This is a genomic window from Paenibacillus sp. FSL L8-0494, from assembly GCF_038003695.1.
GTDB lineage: Bacteria > Bacillota > Bacilli > Paenibacillales > Paenibacillaceae > Paenibacillus_AQ > Paenibacillus_AQ odorifer.
Window position 1 is genome coordinate 2,026,881 of record NZ_JBBOPQ010000001.1, and the last position, 22,490, is coordinate 2,049,370.

Sequence of the window (22,490 nt, forward strand, 5' to 3'; positions counted from 1 at the left end):
AAGAGGTCATGATATTGGTTACGCTTTCCTCAGGTCCCTTGCTACAATGGACAGGAACAACCAATTCATTACCGGAGGATGATAACCATGTCATTTAAAGTGTCTTTTATAGGGGCAGGCAGCATTGGATTTACCCGTGGATTGTTGCGGGACTTACTAACTGTACCGGAATTTAAAAATATCGAAGTCTCATTTATGGATATTAACAGCCACAATCTGGAGATGGTCACGGAGCTATGCCAGCGTGATATTAAGGAGAATGGTTTAAATATACAAATTCAGGCCACAACGGATCGCAGAGAAGCACTGAAGGATGCTAAGTACGTATTTTGTACTATTCGGATGGGTGGGCTTGAAGCCTTTGCTACGGATGTGGACATTCCCTTAAAATACGGAGTCGATCAGTGTGTGGGAGATACTCTGTGTGCGGGAGGTATTATGTACGGGCAACGCGGAATTGCGGAGATGCTGAATATTTGCCGTGATATTAGGGAGATGGCAGCACCGGATGTGCTTTTGCTTAACTATTCGAACCCGATGGCTATGCTGACCTGGGCCTGCAATAAATATGGTGGTGTTCGGACCATCGGTCTATGTCATGGTGTACAGCATGGGCACCAACAAATTGCGGATGTGTATGGGCTTAAGAAATCCGAAGTTGATATTATCTGTGCGGGCATCAATCACCAGACCTGGTATATTTCAGCAAGTCATGAGGGGAAGGATCTGACCGAAGGTCTTTTAGAGGCTTTTGAGAAACATCCGGAATTCAGCCGTACGGAAAAAGTGCGCATTGATATGTTACGTCGCTTTGGCTACTATAGTACAGAATCCAATGGACACTTAAGTGAGTACGTGCCATGGTACCGTAAACGCAGTGATGAAATTATGGATTGGATCGATCTGGGGAGCTGGATTAACGGAGAAACTGGTGGTTATCTGCGTGTCTGCACGGAAGGTCGAAATTGGTTCGAGACAGATTTTCCAAACTGGATGAAAGACGCGGCACTGGAGTATACGAAGGAGAATCGCGGGGAAGAGCACGGCTCTTATATTATAGAAGGCTTGGAAACGGGACGAGTGTACCGGGGGCATTTTAATACAGTGAACAATGGCGTGATTTCTAATCTGCCAGATGACGCTATTATCGAAGCACCGGGATATGTAGACCGGAACGGGATCTCCATGCCGCTGGTAGGCGAATTGCCGCTTGGACCTGCCGCCGTATGCAACGTTAGTATTTCAGTACAACGTCTGGCGGTTGAAGCAGCTGTACACGGCGATGATAAGCTGTTGCGTCAGGCATTTATGATGGACCCACTCGTTGGTGCCGTATGTAATCCAAAAGAAATCTGGCAGATGGTCGATGAGATGCTCGTCGCAGGGGAACAGTGGCTGCCTCAATACAGCGAAGCTATTGCTAAGGCCAAGGAACGTTTGGCTTCAGGAGAGCTTATCCCAACGAACGCTAACAACGAGGGCGCTGCTCGCCTGAAGGTGAAGACGGTGGATGAGATGATGCAGGACCGGGAAGCAGCGAACAAAAATGCTGGTGAGTCTGATAAAGGCAAGGATAGAGAGAAGGTTCATTAGGGTGTAGAGGTGAACGCTTTTTAAATATAAATAACCTCCACATTCCAGAGTTTGGGATTGGAGGTTATTTGCATGGTGGAAATCTAAGCGGGGGAAAAACAAAACAGCAGTCATAGCTTACGAAAACAAGCTGACATGGGTGGGGAGTACAAGTTTATCGGTACCGATCCAAATTGTGAAATTAGGTGTATAGTAGGAGTTATTATGTAACTGAAAAAAGAAAGTTAGTTTAATTTCACTGGCTTATTTTTTAATCTATACCGTAGCGCCGAGCGCTACAGTAATCCCACACAGTTGCCCTACATACTATTCTGACGCATTTTTTGATATTTACGGACTCAGATGAGCAATTTGCCCATCCCCGATACTTGCGGACCCAGATGACCCTATTTGCAAATTTATCGCCTTTGGAGCGTATTATCGGACTCCAGTGCAGCTATTGCTCAGAATGAAGCTCGTTTTTGGTGTTTTTCGTGCTAATAGTAGCTATGGGGTCCGATAGCAATCCAAATGTGCGCTAAAGCTACTTATAAGGTCATCTGTGTCCGAATGCGCCGATCCCCCAGTAATTCCAAAGTTGCCCTACATACTATTCTGCGTATCCCCTGATCTTGCGGACCCAGATGACGCTATTTGCCCATCCCCGATGCCTACGGACCCAGATGACGCAATTTACGAAGTTTGTTGTTTTGTTCAAGAAGGAGCAACGCCAAAAACGCGGATGTCCCATCAGCCATTCTTGGCTTTTGGGACACCCGCGTTTTGGAGTGGGGCATTAAGAATTAACCGTACCCTTTGGACTAAAGAAGGTCTTCAGCGCCTGATACACTTCTTTTTTGTCTTTAATGACATAATGCATGAATTGTTCATGTTTCAGGTGGCGATAAGCTGACATTAAGGTACTGCTACGATTGTATTGATTCACCTCACCGTAGCCGAACATATTGCTTCGTTTCAGCAGTTCTCCGATCAGCTTCACACAACGTTCGTTGTCGGAGGTGAGATTATCACCATCGGAGAAGTGAAATGGATAAATATTGTACTGTGCTGGCGGGTAGCGGCTATCGATAATTTCAATCGCTCGCTGATATGCTGAGGAACAAATCGTTCCCCCGCTTTCGCCACGGGTGAAGAAATCATGCTCACTGACTTCCTTAGCCTCCGTATGGTGGGCGAGAAAGACAATCTCTACCTTCTCATACTGGCGGCGCAGAAAACGGGTCATCCAGAAGAAGAAGCTGCGGGCGCAGTATTTTTCAAAAGAACCCATCGAACCTGACGTATCCATCATGGCAATAATGACCGCATTGGAATGAGGGGTTCTAATATCATCCCATGTTTTGTAGCGCAGATCATCTGGGCTGATACTGTGGATGCCGGGATTGCCGCTGCTTGCATTGCGCCGAAGATTCTCCAGCAGCGTACGTTTTTTATCGATGTTGGACATCATCCCTTTTTTACGAATATCGTTAAAAATAATGGATTTGACCTCGATCTCTTCCTTATTCTTAGGCTTCAAATGTGGTAATTCCATATCCTGAAATAGAATGTCCTCCAGGTCTTCCAGATTGACCTCTGCTTCCACGGTGTCTTGACCGGGCTGATCGCCTGCTTTTTCTCCTTTGCCTGGCTGTGCCGATTGTGAATCGCGCCCAAGCACATCTCCGACCTGGCTTTCTCCGTCCCCCTGTCCTACATGCTTCTGTTTACGGAAGTTATAAATAATCCGGTATTCATCCAGACTGCGAATCGGAACCTTCACAATCTGCTTACCGCCTGACAAAATAATATTCTCTTCGGTAACGAGGTCAGGCAAATTATCCTTGATGGCTTCTCTGACCTTTTGCTGATGGCGTTCCTGATCCTGATGACCTTTACGATGAAGGGACCAATCTTCTTTTGAGACTACGAAGGAAAAGGGACCGGATGATTGCGACAGGATGACCACCTCCCATGGAATATGAATGTTGTTTGAAGGAATCTTTTGCAAAGTATATATTTGGATCCCCCGCAAAGTACCTGAGTACGCATAGAGAGCAAAGCCTCACCTTGTGGGGATGTTTTGGGGTTGTAACTAAAGTATATTCATGGGGATGAGGGATATGTGATTTCTTATTCACTGATCTCATCTACGGTCAGCACATAACTGTTAGATTGACTTTCGCCAGAGTAGTCACGTCCATCCATATTGAAAGAGTATTGAGCATTCACGGAGCCCTTAAGTAAACGACCCATTACCTGTTCACTCACCTGGATAAAATAATGAATGTTAACCATAGATGCAGCATTAACTATTCCCAGCGGCAAGGTGCCGGTAAATGAAGATTGTGGATTCGGAACTCCATCAATTACAATGCTGTTGGGATCAAGAAAACATTTTTCCGGGGTTAGACGATTCAGAGATATTTCCGCAGGCCAATTTCCGTTATTGGTTAGTGAGATCCAGCATTGGACTCGCTCACCTGCTTCTACAATAGTTGGTTTTGCATGGACTACCAGTGAAATGACAGGTGTGACTACTAGGGTGGTAACTGTATTGGAACGAGAGGTTTGTCGTACGGTCCGTCCGTCTGGAAGCACAAAGGTATACTGAACGCTAGCATGGTTTTGTACGGCTGCGATTTCATGTATGTTAATGGCTGCAGGTATACTCACTTGAAAAACTACAACTGCTGTAGTTCCGCCTCTTAAAGAACCTAACTGGATGCCTTCCGCTGGTCGTGCACCTTTTTGCAACACTCCATTTAAGAGAACACTATCCCATACGAAAAGAGCACCTGAAGGTATAGCATCTGTTAGGACTGCATTTACAGCCAGATTCCCGTTGTTGGTTACCGTAAGCTCATATCTCAAATTGTCGCCCGGAGCTGCTGTAACATGATCCACTTTTTTACTAATGGTGACCCCCGCTTGGACAAGTGAGACAACCGCAGTGTTACTTTCGGTCGTAATTGTATGCTCATCAACTGAATAGGTGACAATTGCACTATTGGTCAAGGCTAACGAGGGAGAAAACTCTGTTACCCGGACACGAAAAGTAATATCAACGCTTAGGTCTGTGTCCAGCGAACCGAGTAATATTCCTTTCGCCGGGTCTGCTTCTGGGTAATAAATCCCACCTGCAATGACACTGCCTGGAATAAACACTGTCCCGTCCGGAATAGAAATTGTTGCACTGATTTGAGTTAAGAGGCTGTTGCCTTCATTTGTAAGTCGCAAGGTGTAAGTTACTACATCCCCAATAAAAGAAGTCGGAGTACTTGCAGACAAAGAGGTCGAGAGCTGGTAGGAGCGTAAAGAAACCAGTACAGAGTTAGACGCAAGCTCACCCTTAACGGTTCTTCCCTCCGGAGTGGAAAAAGAAAAACGGCCTAGCGCTTTATTTTGCAGCACTAGGGAAGACGGCAGCGAAATGATGACGACTTGAAAGGCGATGCTCACTTGACTCTGCGGTGCAATAGAACCAAGGGGGATGCCTGAAGACGGTGTAGCCCCCGGAAGAGGCACACCGTCTCTGAGCACACTGTTGGAAATAAAGGATACACCTTCTGGAAGAATGTCAAACACCGTCAAAAAAGCATCTGTATTTCCATTATTACTGGCTTTAATGGTATACACCAAAGTGTCGCCTAAAGAGGCGTGGAGTTTATCTGTACTCTTCAGCAATGAAAGCACGGGGCCCACGACCGGGGTGTTAACGGTATTGGAATAGACAATTCCATCAACACCCGCTGCCGAATTGAAGAGTACCATGGATTGATTGGTTACGACAGGTTGGGTACGTGAGCCGGGAATCATAACGCTACTACCTGAACCTGGAAGGTAATGGTTGAAGAAGCACCTGCAGCAATTGTACCAATTGCGATTCCCGAAGCCGGACTGCCACTAGGACGAGGGGCTCCATCTACGGTAATGCTTCCCGTTACGAACTGGCTGCCAGCTGGAATAGGGTCAACCATGATGACGTTATTGACTGGTGAAATCCCTAAGTTGGTGACAACTATCGTATAGGTAATGATATCGCCAACAACCGCATCAATAGAAGTAGTGCTCTTAACAACACTTACGTCCGGAGAAGATACAGGGATAATGAGGACGTTTGAGACAGAGGAGCCCGTGAGTGAACGTCCATCTGGCGGTGTGAATGTGAAATTTGCTGTAGCTTGATTGACCAACTGCTGCGGTGAAGGCAGGGACGCAATAGTAACCTGTAAGGTAATCGTTACTGTTACTGTACTTCCCGGAGCTACCGACCCAATACTTAAGCCAGTAGACGGATCTGATCCTGGTTGTGGTACCCCATTCACGAGCACGCTGTTTGGAACAAAGACAGCTCCGTTAGGGATGGTATCGGTGATAACTACATTTGCGATGAGGTTACCAGTATTCGTCACATTCAAGGAGTAAGTAATCGTATCTCCGACAGTTGCGGCGGTTCTGTCCGCCCCTTTGACAACTAAAATAATAGGTTGATATACCGGAATTACTAGTGTATTTGAGAATGAGGAGCCTGAGAATGCGCCAGAGGTGAAACTGACAGAGGCCTGATTACTAAGCGTTGCAGGATTAGGGAGCACATTGACAATTGTGTTGAATGAGACTTGGAAAGATGCGCCTGGCGCAAGCGTGCCGAGCGAGATGCCGCTCGCTGGATTGGCGCTAGGGCGTGGAGTGCCATCTACGGTCACACTACCAGCGACAAAGGTAGAGCCCGCAGGTATTGGATCACTGAGGTTAACATTACTGATATTTGCTATTCCACTGTTGGTAACAGTGAGATTATAAGTGATGGTATCGCCAACAACGGCATCGGTAGCTGTCGAAGATTTAGTGATGACAACGTTCGGTGAGGATACTGATATTGTTGTCGTATTGGAATTGATCGAACTGTTAAATGTCCGTCCATCCGGAAGCGTGTATGCAAACGCGACCGAAGCTTGATTGAGCAGCTGTTGGCTTGCCGGCAATGTTGTGATAAGAACTGAGAAGATCACAGACAGGCTTCCGTTCGCGGAGATTACACCCAGTGGTATGCCAGCAGCCGGGTCTGCTCCTGGAGCAGGAGCGCCTTGAATGAGTACACTGTTTGGAATAAACGTTGTACCCGCAGGAATGGTATCACTCAGGGTTGCTAAAGCACCGTAGTTACCTGTGTTGGTCACATTGATAGTATAAGTAATCGTATCCCCAACGGTAGCATTGACTGAATTGGAGCTTTTTACTGCTGCAAGGATAGGCAGATAGACAGGTGTGGAGACGATATTTGAGAAAGCTACATTCGAGACAACACCTGAGGTGAAACTGACCGTTGACTGATTGTTTAACAATCCGGTAGCCGGCAGTGAAACTACATTTACGGTAAAAGCAACAGTTACGGTTACACCAGGTGCTATGCTGCCTAAGGTTACTCCAGTAGATGGGCTAACTCCTGTACGAGGCACACCGTCCACAAGCACGCTGCCTGTCACAAATGTAGTACCAGCAGGAAGTGCGTCTGTGAAGACCACATTATTTACAGTGGCAATACCGTTATTAGTTAAAGCTATGGAATAGGTGATAGTGTCACCGACCGTAGTTGATGTTGTGGTTGTAGTTTTAACTACAGCAATATTAGGTGAGGAGACAGGAATAGTGACGGTGTTAGAGAGTGCAGACCCATTAAGTGTACGTCCGTCGGGTAAGGTGAAGCTGAATGCTGCGGTTCCTTGATTGACCAGTTGCTGAGGACTAGGCAATGAAGTGATGTCAACCGTGAAAATGACTACGGTGGTTCCTCCAGGTTGTATTATTCCAGCTGCAATTCCGGTGGAAGGATCCGCTTGCGCTAAAGGGAGGCCGTTGATGAGCACACTATTCGGAACGAAAGCCGTACCTGCGGGAATATTATCCGTCAGTGTTAAATTAGCAGCATAGTTTCCTGTGTTACTCACTGTCAGTGTGTAGCTAACTGAATCGCCAACCGTGGCATTGGCTGTACTAGCACTCTTGACTACGGCAATGTTCGGCTGGAACACAGGGACTGTAACAGTATTAGAAAAAGTGGAGCTTGAAATAACGCCTGAAGTGAAGGTAACGGATGCCTGATTGATGAGTGAAGCTGTAGGAGGGACAGAGGTAACAGTAACACTGTAAGTAACCAGCGCTGAAGCACCGGCTGCTAGAGTGCCGATAGATATCCCCGAAGCAGGACTCAAGTTCGGGAATGGAACTCCGTTGACCGATACGCTGCCTGTTACAAAAGCACTCCCTGCCGGTGTAGGATCACTCAGCAAGACGCTAGTAACAGATTCTATACCATTATTAGTTATATTGACGTTGTAAGTGACCGTTTCACCAACAGCAACTGATGTTGAAGTGGTGCTCTTGGTAACGACAATGTTAGGAGCAGAGACTTGTAATGTGACAGTGTTAGACACAGCAGTCCCAGATAACGGTCTACCGTCAGGCGGAGTAAAGGTAAAGCTTGCGGAAGCCTGATTACTAATCTGCTGAGGTGTAGGTAAGGAGATGATATCAACGGTGAAGCTGACAGCAATACTGGCACCAGGAGCGACATTTCCTACAGCTATCCCTGTATCTGGGGCTGAACCAGGTTGAGGCATACCACCCACTATGACACTATTAGGAACGAAGACAGTACCTGCTGGGATGTTATCAGTTAGTGTTAAATTTGCAGCCAAATTACCTGCGTTGCTAACAATCACTGTGTAGATGACAGAATCACCGACGACTAGAGCATCGAAATCGCCGTCTCCATCAGCGGCACTTTTTACTAAGGAGATTTGGGGCTGAATAACTGGTGTAGTTGTGATATTAGATGAAGAAGAACCGGAGAATACACCGGATGTAAAACTGACAGACGACTGATTGTTAATCTGTGATGGTATCGGCATTGTTATCCTCACCTCGAATGTTACGGTAGCTGTGGCGCCAGGGCTCAAACTACCGATTGGAATGCCGGCGGACGGAACTGCTAGCGGCAGGGGAGTGCCACTTACAATTACGGTTCCGGGAATGAAAGCTACATTCTCAGGCAGAGGATCGCTGAGAATGATATTGCTTACTGTTGCAATACTGTTGTTGGTCAATACAGAGGTAAAGGTAAGGATATCACCAGTAACAGCAGTAGCAGCGTTTACGCTTTTTACAACACTGACGTTAGGGGCAGACACTGGGACAGAGAGCGTATTGGACACTACATTTCCACCGAGCTGACGCCCGTCTGGAAGGGTGAAATTATATGTCGCTGAAGCAGAGTTCAGCAATACTTGTGATGGAGGCAGGGCTGTGATTGTGACCAGAAAACTTACGGTGACACTGTCACCAGGAGCGAGCGGTCCAACTGGAATGCCAGTTGCCGGATTATATCCGGGCAAAGGTGTTCCGCCAATAATTACACTATTCGTGTCAAACACAGCTTGGGGTGGCAGGATATCAGTTACTAATAGAGTAGCTGCAATATTCCCGGTGTTGCTGATCAGGATGGAGTATGAGAGAGATCCCCCTACAGATGCCTGAGCTGCATTAGCGCTTTTGACCATACTAAGGATGGGTTGAAATACTGGTGTTACTATCGTGTTTGAGAGCGAAGAACCGGTAAACGCTCCAGAGGTGAAGGAGGCGCTGGCTCTGTTTGTAAACTGTGCTGGACTTGGCAAGAAAGCAACATTTACTCTAAAAGACACCGTGACAGAGCTGCCCGCGGCGATACTTCCGATTGCTATACCTGTACTTGGGTTAGGCGCTGCTACCGTCGAACCGTTGACAGTCACACTGCCTGCTACAAATGCTCCCCCCGTAGGAATAGGGTCAGAGACAACAACGTTAGTGACAGTGACGCTGCTTGGGTTGGACACTACGACTGAATAAGTCAGATTTTCTCCAACCGCTATATTAGTTAGATTTGCAGTTTTGGTTAGTGTAATGTTTGGAGCGGAGACCGGAATGGTTAGGGTATTGGATAGACTGGTCCCGGAGAATGATCTTCCACTTGGCAGTTGGTAGGTGTAATTGCTGCTGCCTTGGTTATTCAGAACAGGTGGAGCAGGTAGAGATTGCACAGAGACAAGGAAGGTCACAGGAACAGCTGCCCCTGAAGCTAAAGTACCTAAGTTAATTCCTGTAAGTGGAGAGTCAGCAGGCCTAGCAACACCGTTAACAGTTACACTTCCCGAGACAAAGGTGCTTCCTGAAGGAATATTGTCGCTCAGGGTTACAGCCGCCCCGATATTTCCAGAATTCTGAACATTTAACGTATAAAGAATATTGCCGCCTACAGTTGCACTGGAAACGTTCGAGCTTTTTGCAATTTGGATTACAGGCTGATACGCGGGAGTTATAGTCGTGTTTGAGACTGAAATGCCAGTAAAAGCACCCGAGCTAAAAGAGGCGCTAGATTTATTCAATAGCTGAGCGGGGCTGGGTAATGAGATAACGTTGACCTGAAAAGTGACGGCGACGGAGCTTCCTGGAGCGATGGTACCGACAGAAATCCCTGTTCCAGGATTAGCTGAGGGTTGTGACACACCGGCGACGGTAACACTTCCGGGGACCAGCGATGTACCCGCAGGGATGGTATCTGAGAGTGACACGTTGGTAATTGCTGCAATTCCGTTGTTGCTGATTACAGAGGTGTAGAGTAGTATATCTCCGACAGTTACGTCGGCGAATCCAGCGCTTTTGACTACGGTAACATTAGGTGTTCTAACTGGAATAGACAAAATGTTGGACGAGGCAGATCCAGCTACTGTTCGCCCATCTGGAACTTGAAACGTATAAGCGGCGCTTGCTTGGTCGACCAGCTGTGGCGGAGAAGGTAGGCTATTCACGATGACCCGAAATTGAACAGTAGAACTGCCACCGGCGGCAACCGTACCGATAGCAATCCCTGTGGCAGGGTTACCGGCGATAGGATTTCCATTGACGGTGAAGCTACCTGCGACATAAGAGCTGCCTGAAGGAATATTATCAGTAAGTGTTGTTACCGCGCCGATATTTCCTGTGTTAGTGATTTGAAGGGTATAGGTGATCTGATCTCCAACCGTAGCATTGGTAGTACTGGCTGATTTCACAATGTTAAGGACGGGTGAATATACAGGTAAGGTTACTGTATTAGATGGAATGACCCCAGTCATGATAGGGCCTCCGGCTACACTTTGAAATGTAAAGGCAGCATTAGCGGTATTAGCGATATTTTGCGGACTTGGTGGTAATGAAGTGACTTTGGCTTGATATGTAACAGTTATTGAACTGCTTAAAGCTAATGAGCCTAGTGAGATTCCTGCTGTAATATCAAAAGTAGGTCTGGAGACACCAGCAACAACTACGCTTCCAGTTACAAAAGTGGATCCTGCCGGCAGCGCATCTGATAAAACGACACTTGCTGCTCCCGCTGTTCCTGTATTACTGACAGTCACCGTATAAGTTACCGTATCACCGACTATGGGGCCGGCTACATTAGCGCTTTTAGTGAGGTTTATTTTTGGAGCATTGATATCAACCTGTATGGCATTACCGTTGAGTACATAAGCATCGCCTGAGGTGGTTAATTGTAATACGGCTGAAGATTGATTGTTTATCAGCCGTGCGGAGACGTCAACATTGGTAATATCCCAGCCTTGGCGACCACCGATAATGTTGGTTCCTGGATTTCCGTTTATTTGGTTGCGGTTTCCAAAGGTACCCGTTGTGTTTAGGTTACCTGCATCATTGTTAATCTGCGATGCAAAAAAGTTGTTGGCAAAGTTATTAGGTCCCGATAAAGCAACAAGTGTAGCAGAGGTTGGACCAAATAATGCCTGATCCCCCGAACGGTTGGCATCCCCCTCCTGCGCGCTGAATAACGCTCTGCCGCCAAGCGCACCAGTAATGGGTGTGGCAAATCCAGTTATTGTAGTGGATACCGGAGCTGAGTTTGCCTGTACAAGTATTGCACCTGCCCGAAGGGACATATTGCGAAAAGGTAAGGCTGTATTTTGGTAGATTACTCCTAATGTCCAGCCTGCATGGTTGGCCGTGGAATCACTAGGAATAACAATCGTACCCACTACACCGCCAGTGGTGTAGGTGCCGGCACCGCCTTGTTGGATAATGCTGGTCACGTTGGCGGAACGAACATATGCCGATGCACCACCTCCCAAATCGACTACGTTGCTCGTTGCTGAATCAGGAGTAACACTGAATGTAGTGCCGGCAGGGGTTATGAAGGAGACAGGGTTGTTAATGGCCGAACTAAGGTTTACATTTCCGTTAATATAGGTACCGCCCCAGATTAGCTCCGCATACAGTACGGTACTGCCTGAGGGTAGGACCAGTATGGCTGCTGAACTGTTGCTTGTATAAAGACTAGTAGTTCCGCTAGGATAGGTACCAAATGTTGATGAAGTATTAACAGTAGTAAAGCCACCGATGCTGTCTAGTGTTCCTGGCACTCCGATCGTATCGGAGCGGCTAAGTCCAAGCGTGTTGCCGGTAAATGTGATAGCACCGGTCGCATTGATCGTTGCCCGTACGACTAGTGGAATGATTCTCACCTCCTTCGAGGTTGGTTTTGATCAAAAGTGTGCCGTCCTATAACTAGGACGGCACAGTTAATACCTGTATGTTAGCCTATGACACAAAATGGGTATTAGTGTATGTCCCATCTTAAAATTATAGAAAAAAATGTCTGTTTTGTGATTTAAGTCTTCGTTCGACAAGAACATGAGGTTCAGGATAATGGCTTCTGCTCATCAGCTCTAACTCCTGATCGTTGATATTGTGCTTGACTACGACAAAATGGTACATGATTTCATGCACTACATTTGCTTGAAGGGTCTTTAGTATTTCTAGTTCTTCAGTTTCGTAAAGCGGATCTTCATAAGGATGCTGATAGAATAACTCCATCCGCAGCAACCGATAATCGAAGGGTGGTGCGGGTACAGGGTAGTCTGGAATAGCTGGGCAAACTGGACCGGATGGAGGCTGGAAGAAGGATCCTGTAAAATGCCGGGGGGTATATTCGTCAAACTTCTGCTTGAAGGCAGGGTTGGACATATGGGCAAAGCTGTGGGCATAGGGTGCTAGGATGCAAACAACTGCTTTATGGATGCTAATTCTGTGAATTTCCGACAGGGCTGCGAATAAATTGTCCACATAAGGCAGTACACGGCTAGCCATAACAAACTCAGCACTATTGTCAGGGAGAGGAATCTCTTGGCAAATGTCACAGACAATATCTACATCAGGACCCGCGATCCGATCGATCCCGAGATAACCTGCTTCCTTATTAGATCCACAGCCGATATCGATTCTCAAGGGGCTCACTCCTTTGGGATAAATCAGGCTCACACTATTGTATTAATACCGCTGTAGCCTGCATCCGACGGATGCCTAATAGAAGCTGGAAGTTATCTAAAATTACTTCATATGAAACTTTCATAGAGTGGTTAACGTTATAGGAGTATACTTATGAAGATGACTTTGAAAATAATCGCCACATAGAGGAGGCACTCAACATGAAAAAACAACGTTCATTACCCGCCATAGCAGCGATTGCTGCCTTAACATTTGCCTTAACCGCTTGCGGTGGGAATAATTCGGCACAGACTTCAGGAGAACCGACTGCAACACCTTCTCCAACACCAACCGAGAGCGCAAGCACTGCTGAGCCTACAGAAGCTCCAAGCACTCCCGTACCCACTGAGAACCCAAGTACAGCCACACCAACCGAAAATCCGAGCACAGCTAAACCTAGTTCTACTCCAAAAGCTGAAGGTAAAACAATAAAAATGACAGCCGTTTATATCGGACAAATTGATAGTCATTCCGTTGAGATTGCGACAAAAGAAGGTCCAACCGCTTTTGAGATTTCAGCTGGAATGGAGAGCATACTCGACACTTTGAATTCGGATGATTCCGTAGTTATTGAATATGTGGAAAAAGCAGTGGAGGGCGATCCGTCCGTCAAGCAGCGTGTGCTGACAAAGCTGGCTCTAGCAAAATAATTGAATGTATTGATTTGCAAATTAATAGAGGGTGTCTCAGCAATCATATAGTGGTTGCTGGGACACCCTCGTATTTTTTAAGCATAGTTCTTGCTCAAAACACTAAACTTTGTTTGGTCGATCACAGTACGCATACCTAGCAGCACCGCTATGGATCTAGCAGCACCACTATGGATCTAGCAGCCCCACTAACGGAACTGGTAGCCCCTATATTGGACTCAGCATCATCGGACCCAGCGGCCCTTATACGCAGCTTTTTCCGATATTTGAATTACTATCGGACCCCATAGCAGCTATTGCCATGAAAAGCGCCCAATAGGATCCTTTTTCGATGCAATAGCGTCACTGGGGTCCGAAACTGTGCTCCAAAGGCGTAAAAAACGTAAATAACGCCATCTGAGTCCGCAAGCCGCGGATGACGATGAGGACTCCCCGATGCAGATTTTAGCTTCATACATAAAATGAAGGTATCCCCACAACAGCTCAAAGTTGTTGGGATACCCTTTTTAATGAAGTTAACATGTTTAAAATAAGCTTAAAGCGTTCCAGCATTGACTAGGAAGGTTGTAATAAGCAACATAAAGAGTAAGATAATAACACCATTAACAATCGTGCCAATAATGCCAAACACCTTGCGACGTTTCCGAATGGAAAGCCCAATGATGCCGATGACTACTCCGATTACATTAAGAGCAGCTAAAATAATAACCGTTAATCCTAGAAGCATTATGAATTGCGAGGACTGGCTTAATAGTTCGGAATTCTCATTAACCAGTGAAGAAGACTTCATTATAATAGAGATAAAGATGGCTGCGTAGCCGATGATCGACACGAGACAGATAATGAATGAAGCAATACCAGGTCCAGAATGTTGAAGATCATGTTCTACTTTTTGATGCGTAGACGATAAATCAGCGCTTGGGTAATCCGGATGAGGGCTGGGATTTCCTACCTCTGCCGCAGGTACGTCTGATTTTGACAGAGAATTTAAGTCCATGGTTTGCACTCCTTGAGAGATTAGAATGAAAATGTTGTTAATATCCACTTTTTCATATTGATGCTAAAAAAGCAACCCCTGAATGAGGCAAATTAAAAAATGACTGCTGGAAATAGGAGCTGGCATTACGTTATGATAGAATGAGTCTAAAATTAAGGGGGTGTAATCATTTGCAAAGGAAATTTATGGCCTGGGGGGCTGTGCTAGCAATGCTGGCAGTAGGAATTGGTGCTTTCGGTGCCCATCTACTAAAACCAGTTATCAGTGAAGACTATATGAAGGTATATGAGACTGGCGTGCAGTATCACTTGGTACATGCGCTGGGGATAATTCTCATCGCACTGGCTGTGGGCCAATGGGGCGAAAGTGCCCGATTACGTTGGGCGGGTCGATTGTTAATTGCAGGTACCATTTTGTTCTCTGGCAGTTTGTATGTTCTGAGTATCTCCGGAATTAAGGTGCTAGGAGCGATTACACCTATCGGTGGGGTATGCTTTATAATTGGCTGGTTATGCCTTGCGATAGAAGGATTTTCACGTAAAACGTCGTCTTAGTTGTTAGGAAAAGAAAGACCAATAAGCACCTATTCCCAAAGAGGGAGGGTGCTTATTTGCTTGTAACGCATGCGCTTACAGAAACTCGTCGATTTCATTTAGATTAAAGCTGTACACCTGCTTCTCATCCACATGGTAGACACTTATAGAGTTGGCTGCTTCATCAAAGTTTAAAATACGACAGGGCATGGACACTTGTTTCCCGTACCGGTTCGCTCGTAAACGTACCAATTGATTATTCTGAATATACTGACGAATCTTCCCGTATGCATCAGCTGGCGTTTCAATTGCCGTTTGCTGTGCAGGCGTTTCTGCCTGTTTTTTTATCGGTGTATCCAGCTGCTTCTTTGTGGATTTTGGAGGCAGCTTTAATGAAATGGGAGGAGCAGAGTTTTGATTCAAAGCTAGTTTAGCGGAGCGTAGCAAGCTGTCAATGGTTCTCCCTAATTCAAGACCGGAGTTAATGTTGAAATCTGTGATATGGTCATTATTGTTCAACATTTCGAGCAGAAATTGCAGTGCAAGCGGGTTGGTACGGGCATTAATCAGGATGTCGACGTTAAATAAATAATTGCCGTCTGTGCGTTGTAGTTTCTCGTCCATAAATCCCCCAGCTTTTCGTTTAGAACATCTCTGAATGGTTACAGGAATGTAATTAACTATAACATTAAACATGCAATATTCATATACCCAGGACTACTGGAATAGGGACTATTATACTGTATTTTATACTAGGCATAGGACTACCGTCAGCACACCCACGGGAAAATTAGCATACATATACAACGTGGATAGTGAAAAAAAGGAGGTGCTGCTATTGGTTACTATGGAGCCTATTACAGTAGGTGAACATACGCTGATCGGGGTAGAGGTTAAGCTTCCCAAAACTACACTGCTCTCCATCAGCACGAACCGAGGTTATATTATGTGCGGTGCACTGGATGTCGGTCTCCTTAATGAAACACTTAGTGATCGGCATATCATCGCGGCTCGTGCGGTGGGTGTACGGACACTTGCCCAGCTTTTAGCTGCCCCGTTGGAGTCTGTAACGATAGAAGCAGAGAGTCTTGGCATCGTACCAGGTATGACGGGTGCGGAAGCGTTACTTCTTATGGTCTGACCGGAAAATTTAACAATTCCAAACAAACGGGGCTTAGGCCCTTTTTGTTTGTGTGCAAGTATTCACATTTAAGCATAATCGGGTGTGTCTTTGCTCATGCTAGTACAAATAAAGGGGTTATGGAAGGCTTCTCCTTGTTTCGTATTACAGGTAAAAGGGTAAATTAAGAATAGACAAGTTACTACCGGACGAAGGAAATAGTAACCGGTAAATATAATGGATAAGGTAGGGATCATCTCATGGCTAAAGCATCGAATAAAGTAAATACAACTTCACTGGAACAGATCATGAATCGTCAGGTTGCTAACTTAAATGTCCTGTACGTAAAAATTCATAACTTTCATTGGTACGTCAAAGGAGAACAGTTTTTCTCCCTTCATGTGAAATTTGAGGAATTATATAATGAAGTAACCCTTCACATGGATGAAGTAGCAGAACGCTTGCTAACCATCAAAGGCAGTCCGGCAGCAACATTGAAAGAATATTTGGAATTAGCTACAATTCAAGAAGCTACAGGTAAGGAAGATACACGGGGAATGGTTCAGTCTCTGATTGAAGACTTCGCCACCATCTCTGAAGAGCTGACAGAAGGCATCGAGCTTGCCGAAGAAACCAAGGATCAGCCAACCTCAGATATGTTCATTAAAATCCGTAGTGATCTGGAGAAACACCAATGGATGCTACGTTCATTTCTTAGCTAATCATTAAGCAGTTTGAATAAGACTTCCTGCGGGAAGTCTTATTTTTGCGTTAGTCTTATACTTAATGAAAATCTTCTCTGAGTCACAAGTGATTAGCTAAAGAGAAATTTGTAAAAAAACAAGGTTTGATATAAAATTAGTGAGAATCATTGATAATCATTGTGATTCAATTTATAATAATTATAATGTGATAGAAAATCTAATTGTGCTGGGAATCAGGATTATCCTGTTTCAATACAACTTTTGATTTCGCAAATCGATCAATGGAGGGAATAATATTATGGCAGCAGAATTTGTCATTGAGGGTCTTAAAGCGACGATTGAGGGAAAAGAAATTTTGAAGGGGATTAACCTTCAAATGAAAGGTGGCGAAATTCACGCCATCATGGGACCAAACGGTACAGGTAAAAGTACTTTGGCTTCGGCGCTAATGGGTCATCCTAAATACGAAGTAACTGATGGAACTGCAACTCTTGATGGTGAAGATCTTCTGGAGATGGCTGTTGATGAACGCGCACGTGCAGGTCTTTTCCTTGCAATGCAATATCCAAGCGAAATCTCTGGAGTAACTAACTCCGACTTCTTGCGTTCTGCCATTAATTCCCGTCGTGAAGAGGGAAGCGAAATCTCGTTGATTCGTTTTATTCGCCAAATGGAAGCAAAGATGAAAGAACTAGATATGAACCCTGAGTTTTTACACCGTTACTTGAACGAAGGCTTCTCCGGTGGTGAGAAGAAACGTAATGAAATTCTACAAATGATGATGTTGGATCCAAAAATCGTGATCTTGGACGAAATTGACTCCGGTCTTGATATTGATGCTTTGAAAATTGTAGCTGAAGGCGTAAACTCCATGCGGAGCGAAGAACGCGGCTTCTTAGTTATTACCCACTATCAACGTCTTTTGAACTACATCAAACCTGATTATGTTCACGTTATGATGCAAGGTAGAATCGTGAAATCCGGTGGTCCAGAGCTTGCACAGCGTCTGGAAGCAGAGGGTTATGAATGGATTAAAGAAGAACTTGGAATTGAAGATGAAACTGTAGGGCAAGAAGCGTAAGAAACGCCAGGAAGGAGGAGACCACTATGACGACACAGACCATTCTTCCGGTGGATGCCGAACGCTTGAGCGAATTATCGCACAGCAGCGGCGAACCGGGTTGGCTGAAAGAAAGCCGCTTGAAGGCACTAGAATTGGCAGCTACTCTGACACTGCCTAAATTAGAGAAGACACGGATTGATCGTTGGAATGTCAATAATTATGGTAGCTATAAAGCAAGTGAACCTTTTGCTTCGCTAAGTGATGCACCTGCATCTATTTCTTCCTTGATCAAGGATCAGGAGGAAGGCAGCCTGATTATTCAACGCAACTCTGGTGCAGTATATACACGTATCGCTCCTGAGCTTGCAGAACAGGGTGTTATTTTTACAGATCTACAGACAGCTGTTAAAGAACACGGAGATTTGGTTCAACGTTACCTGCATAAAGCCATTCAGCCAGACGAGCATTCTATCGCAGCGCTTCATGCTGCATTGTGGAATGGTGGAGTATTCCTCTATGTTCCTAAGAATGTTGTTATTGAAACTCCGCTTCAAGCAGTGCTGTTAACGGATGATGCGGAAGCTACTTTTGTTCCACACATTCTGGTCGTAGCTGATACTAACAGTTCCGTAACCTATGTAGACAACTACGTATCGGATAAAGAAGAAGCTGGACTACACAATGGTGCGGTAGAGGTATTCGTGGGCGCTGGCGCTAAAGTTCGTTATGCTACAGTGCATCAGCTTGGTGTAGATACTACAGATGTAACTTATCGCCGGGCTGTTGTTGAGAATGACGGAGTTATCGAATGGATCGTTGGTGAGATGAACTACGGAGATACTGCGAGTGATACCAAGTCTGTGCTTAAAGGCAACGGTTCTAGCTCCGATGCTAAAGTAATTGCAGTAGGTACGGGATCACAGAAACTGAATTACACCACTCAAGCTCAGCATTTTGGCAAAAGCACACCAAGTGACATGATCACTCGTGCAGTTATGCGTGATTCTGCTACTTCTATCATCAACGGAATCACCAAGATTGAGAAAGGTGCTACTAGAGCGGATGGCCAGCAAACGGAAAAAGTATTGATGCTGAGTCCAAAAGCCCGTGGTGACGCCAATCCGATCCTGCTTATTGATGAAGATGATGTTACAGCCGGCCATGCCGCTTCCGTAGGACAGGTCAATCACGAGCAAGTCTTTTACCTAATGTCCCGCGGAATTACACGGCATGATGCAGAGACTCTGATCATCTACGGCTTCTTGGCTCCTGTTGTGTCACAAATTCCACTGGAGGGACTGCGCAATCAGCTCCAATCTCTTGTGGAAAGGAAGTTAGTTCAATGATTAGCAACGCCATCCGGGAGCAATTTCCCATACTGAACCAAAATGTGAACGGACATCCACTAGTCTATCTGGACAGTGCTGCTACTTCACAGAAGCCTCGGAAAGTGATTGAGGCGGTCAAGTCGTATTATGAGTGGGATAACGCCAACGTACACCGTGGCGTCCATACTTTAGGCAGCCGAGCAACCGATGCCTACGAGGGAGCCCGGGAGAAGCTAGCTAAGTTTATTAACGCCCGCAGCACTAAAGAAATTATCTTTACACGCGGAACGACTACAGCATTAAATATTGTGGCCTCTTCTTACGGACCCTCTGCTGTGGGTGAAGGCGACGAAATCGTCATCACCTTAATGGAGCATCATAGTAATCTGATTCCATGGCAGCAGCTCGCTAAGAAGACAGGTGCTACATTAAAATATATACCGTTGCAACCTGATGGAACGGTTACGTTGGAAGCTGCCGAGCAGACGATTACGGATAAAACCAAGATCGTTGCTATCGCTTATGTATCCAACGTTATGGGAGTAACTCATCCTATTAAAGAGCTTGCGGCTATTGCTCATCGTCATGGTGCAGTAATTGTCGTAGATGGTGCACAAAGCACACCACATATGAAGGTCGATGTGCAGGATCTGGATTGTGATTTCTATGCACTATCTGGTCATAAAATGCTTGCACCAACCGGAATTGGCGCTTTGTATGGCAAGAGAGCACTTCTCGAAGCCATGGAGCCCGTCGAATTCGGTGGCGAGATGATTGATGATGTGGGTCTTTATGAATCCACATGGAAAGAACTGCCTTGGAAGTTTGAAGGCGGTACGCCGATCATAGCTGGTGCTGTTGGTTTAGGTGCAGCCATTGATTTCTTACAAGAAATCGGATTGGATGAGATACACCGCCATGAGAAAGCTCTTGCAGCGTATGCAGAGCAACGTCTGTCAGAGATCGAGGGTCTGAACATTTATGGTCCTCGGAATCGTGAAGTCGGCGTTGTCACCTTTAATCTGGGTGACGTTCACCCGCATGATGTCGCTACAGTGCTAGATGCGGAAGGTATTGCCATCCGCGCTGGTCATCACTGCTGTCAGCCGCTGATGCGCTGGCTGGAAGCCAGCTCTACAGCACGTGCAAGCTTTTATCTGTATAATACTGAGCAGGATGTAGATCGACTGGTGGACGCTTTAATCAAGACAAAGGAGTACTTCAGCTATGAACTTGGATGACTTATACAGACGCGTAATTATGGATCATTATAAAAGTCCTCGGAATCGCGGTTCATTTGAAGATGATGCTCTAAAAATCGAACTGAATAATCCAACCTGTGGTGACCGTATTACTCTTCAGCTTAAGGTAGAGGATGGAATTGTAAAGGATGCCCGTTATAATGGTGAAGGCTGTTCGATCAGTATGTCATCGGCTTCGATGATGACTGAGGCGATCAAAGGACAAACGGTTGAACGTGCGCTTGAACTGGCCGATAACTTCTCCTTACTGATGAAGGGTGAAGACGTGGATTTTGGAGATTACGAAGACATTGAAGCCCTTTCGGGTGTGAATAAATTCCCTGCGCGGATCAAATGCGCAACACTGGCTTGGAACGCACTTCGTAAAGGAATTGACGAAGAAGAGCAACATAAATAACAGTAGAACAAGGAGGCTGACACCATGGCTAAGAAAGCGCCTGATATGGAAGAATACCAGTACGGGTTCCGTGATGAGCATAAGTCGATATTCCAGTCTGGTAAAGGTTTGACGGCCGAAATTGTTAAAGAAATTTCAGCGATCAAAAATGAACCACAGTGGATGCTTGACTTCCGCTTGAAATCTTTGGAGCAGTTCCGTAAAATGCCAATGCCTACATGGGGCGGCAATATGGATGATTTGGACTTCGAGGATATTCAATATTATGTAAGACCTTCAGAGAAGCAAGGGAAGACTTGGGAAGAAGTTCCTTCCGAAATCAAAGAAACCTTTGACAAGCTGGGGATTCCGGAAGCGGAACAGAAGTTCCTCGCCGGCGTATCGGCACAATATGAATCTGAGGTAGTCTATCACAGCATGCAGAAGAGCCTTGAAGATCAAGGGGTTATTTTTACAGATACCGACACTGCATTGCGTGAGCACCCAGAGCTTCTGAAAAAATATTTCGGGACGATCATCCCTCCAACCGATAATAAGTTTGCCGCACTTAACAGTGCAGTTTGGTCAGGCGGCAGCTTCATCTATGTTCCTAAAGGTGTGAAATGTGAAGTTCCTTTGCAGGCTTACTTCCGTATTAACTCCGAGAACATGGGACAATTCGAACGTACTTTGATCCTTGCTGATGAAGACAGCTTCGTGCACTACGTAGAAGGATGTACTGCTCCAATCTATAGCACGAACTCTCTGCACAGTGCGGTTGTTGAAATCTTGTGTATGAAGAACGCCCGCGTTCGTTATACCACAATCCAGAACTGGGCTCCAAACATCTACAACCTCGTTACGAAACGTGCGGTTGCAGAAGAGAATGCTACCATGGAATGGGTCGATGGTAACATCGGTTCCAAGCTGACCATGAAATATCCTGCGGTTGTTCTTAAAGGCCGTGGTGCTAAAGGTTCAGTACTATCCATCGCGGTAGCAGGTAAAGACCAGCATCAGGATGCGGGTGCCAAGATGATCCATTTGGCTCCAGATACAACATCCACCATTGTATCGAAATCCATCAGTAAACATGGCGGTAAAGTAACTTACCGTGGTCTAGCTTCCTTCGGCCGTCAAGCAGAAGGTGCGAAATCGAACATTAAATGTGATACGCTGATTTTGGATAATGAGTCCACTTCGGATACTATTCCTTACAATGAAATCATGAACGATAACATCGTTCTTGAGCATGAAGCAACCGTGTCTAAAGTTTCTGAGGAGCAACTGTTCTACCTGATGAGCCGTGGCCTCACAGAAGCAGAAGCGACTCAAATGATCATCATGGGCTTCATCGAGCCGTTCACAAAAGAACTGCCGATGGAATATGCGGTCGAAATGAACCGTCTGATCAAGTTCGAGATGGAAGGTTCAATCGGTTAATAAGAGCGCTTATGAATGGAGGCTTGTCCTCCTAACGCTTATATTTCTTCAAAGCATCCGTAGATATTTTTCTGCGGATGCTTTTTT

The 22,490-nt window shown here is 45.7% G+C and carries 16 protein-coding genes; 10 read left to right on the forward strand and 6 right to left on the reverse strand.

The features are described 5' to 3' along the window. The first annotated feature begins 87 nt into the window (after positions 1-87). Entirely contained in the window at positions 88-1,593 is a 1,506-nt protein-coding gene (locus NYE35_RS08880) for an alpha-glucosidase/alpha-galactosidase (RefSeq protein ID WP_076103979.1), read from the forward strand. A 775-nt stretch (positions 1,594-2,368) separates the two neighbouring features. Here NYE35_RS08880 and yhbH read toward each other — a convergent pair. The 4 genes from yhbH to NYE35_RS08900 form a co-directional block, all read right to left on the reverse strand. Further along, a complete protein-coding gene (yhbH, locus tag NYE35_RS08885) occupies positions 2,369-3,532 on the reverse strand; it encodes a sporulation protein YhbH (protein WP_036684553.1) in 1,164 nt (387 codons plus the stop codon). 173 nt (positions 3,533-3,705) lie between these two features. Then, the gene (locus tag NYE35_RS08890; RefSeq protein ID WP_094903393.1) at positions 3,706-5,391 is read right to left on the reverse strand and encodes a DUF11 domain-containing protein; all 1,686 of its coding nucleotides are present in this window, start codon (positions 5,389-5,391) and stop codon (positions 3,706-3,708) included. Next, entirely contained in the window at positions 5,388-12,125 is a 6,738-nt protein-coding gene (locus tag NYE35_RS08895) for a DUF7507 domain-containing protein (RefSeq protein ID WP_341120703.1), read from the reverse strand. The genes NYE35_RS08890 and NYE35_RS08895 overlap by 4 nt, the downstream gene beginning before the upstream one ends. A 118-nt stretch (positions 12,126-12,243) precedes the next feature. Next, complete coding sequence (locus NYE35_RS08900; RefSeq protein WP_051491334.1) at positions 12,244-12,888, reverse strand: methyltransferase domain-containing protein; 645 nt, start codon at positions 12,886-12,888, stop codon at positions 12,244-12,246. Between the two features lie 200 nt (positions 12,889-13,088). On the opposite strand from NYE35_RS08900, the gene NYE35_RS08905 reads away from it, so the two are divergent. Then, a complete protein-coding gene (locus NYE35_RS08905) occupies positions 13,089-13,577 on the forward strand; it encodes a hypothetical protein (RefSeq protein WP_036684361.1) in 489 nt (162 codons plus the stop codon). Between the two features lie 535 nt (positions 13,578-14,112). Here NYE35_RS08905 and NYE35_RS08910 read toward each other — a convergent pair. Next, positions 14,113-14,574 carry a hypothetical protein gene (locus NYE35_RS08910; RefSeq protein WP_051491333.1) on the reverse strand — a complete coding sequence of 154 codons (462 nt, stop codon included), beginning with the start codon at positions 14,572-14,574 and terminating at the stop codon, positions 14,113-14,115. Between the two features lie 170 nt (positions 14,575-14,744). Here NYE35_RS08910 and NYE35_RS08915 point away from each other — a divergent pair, with 170 nt between their 5' ends. After that, positions 14,745-15,128 carry a DUF423 domain-containing protein gene (locus tag NYE35_RS08915; protein WP_076104488.1) on the forward strand — a complete coding sequence of 128 codons (384 nt, stop codon included), beginning with the start codon at positions 14,745-14,747 and terminating at the stop codon, positions 15,126-15,128. A 75-nt stretch (positions 15,129-15,203) separates the two neighbouring features. Here the strand turns inward: NYE35_RS08915 and NYE35_RS08920 are convergent, their stop codons facing one another. Further along, positions 15,204-15,731, reverse strand: coding sequence for a hypothetical protein (locus tag NYE35_RS08920; RefSeq protein WP_036684355.1), 528 nt, complete (start codon positions 15,729-15,731; stop codon positions 15,204-15,206). A 214-nt stretch (positions 15,732-15,945) separates the two neighbouring features. Between NYE35_RS08920 and NYE35_RS08925 the strand changes: the two genes are divergently transcribed. From NYE35_RS08925 to sufB, 7 genes are all read left to right on the forward strand, one after another. Further along, positions 15,946-16,248 (forward strand): YunC family protein, encoded by a 303-nt coding sequence (locus NYE35_RS08925; protein ID WP_036684352.1) that lies wholly within the window; start codon positions 15,946-15,948, stop codon positions 16,246-16,248. Between the two features lie 239 nt (positions 16,249-16,487). After that, a complete protein-coding gene (locus NYE35_RS08930; protein ID WP_036684350.1) occupies positions 16,488-16,949 on the forward strand; it encodes a Dps family protein in 462 nt (153 codons plus the stop codon). Between the two features lie 280 nt (positions 16,950-17,229). Further along, positions 17,230-18,012: a Fe-S cluster assembly ATPase SufC gene (gene sufC, locus NYE35_RS08935; RefSeq protein WP_036684347.1), complete on the forward strand. Its 783-nt coding sequence runs from the start codon at positions 17,230-17,232 to the stop codon at positions 18,010-18,012. Positions 18,013-18,038: 26 nt separating this feature from the next. Next, the gene (sufD, locus tag NYE35_RS08940) at positions 18,039-19,340 is read left to right on the forward strand and encodes a Fe-S cluster assembly protein SufD (protein WP_036684344.1); all 1,302 of its coding nucleotides are present in this window, start codon (positions 18,039-18,041) and stop codon (positions 19,338-19,340) included. Next, positions 19,337-20,563, forward strand: coding sequence for a cysteine desulfurase (locus NYE35_RS08945; protein WP_036684342.1), 1,227 nt, complete (start codon positions 19,337-19,339; stop codon positions 20,561-20,563). Before sufD ends, NYE35_RS08945 begins: the two co-directional genes overlap by 4 nt. After that, a complete protein-coding gene (gene sufU, locus NYE35_RS08950) occupies positions 20,550-20,981 on the forward strand; it encodes a Fe-S cluster assembly sulfur transfer protein SufU (protein ID WP_036684339.1) in 432 nt (143 codons plus the stop codon). The genes NYE35_RS08945 and sufU overlap by 14 nt, the downstream gene beginning before the upstream one ends. Before the next feature lie 24 nt (positions 20,982-21,005). Continuing rightward, positions 21,006-22,403, forward strand: a complete 1,398-nt coding sequence (gene sufB / locus NYE35_RS08955) for a Fe-S cluster assembly protein SufB (protein ID WP_036684335.1) — start codon at positions 21,006-21,008, stop codon at positions 22,401-22,403. Positions 22,404-22,490 lie beyond the last annotated feature (87 nt).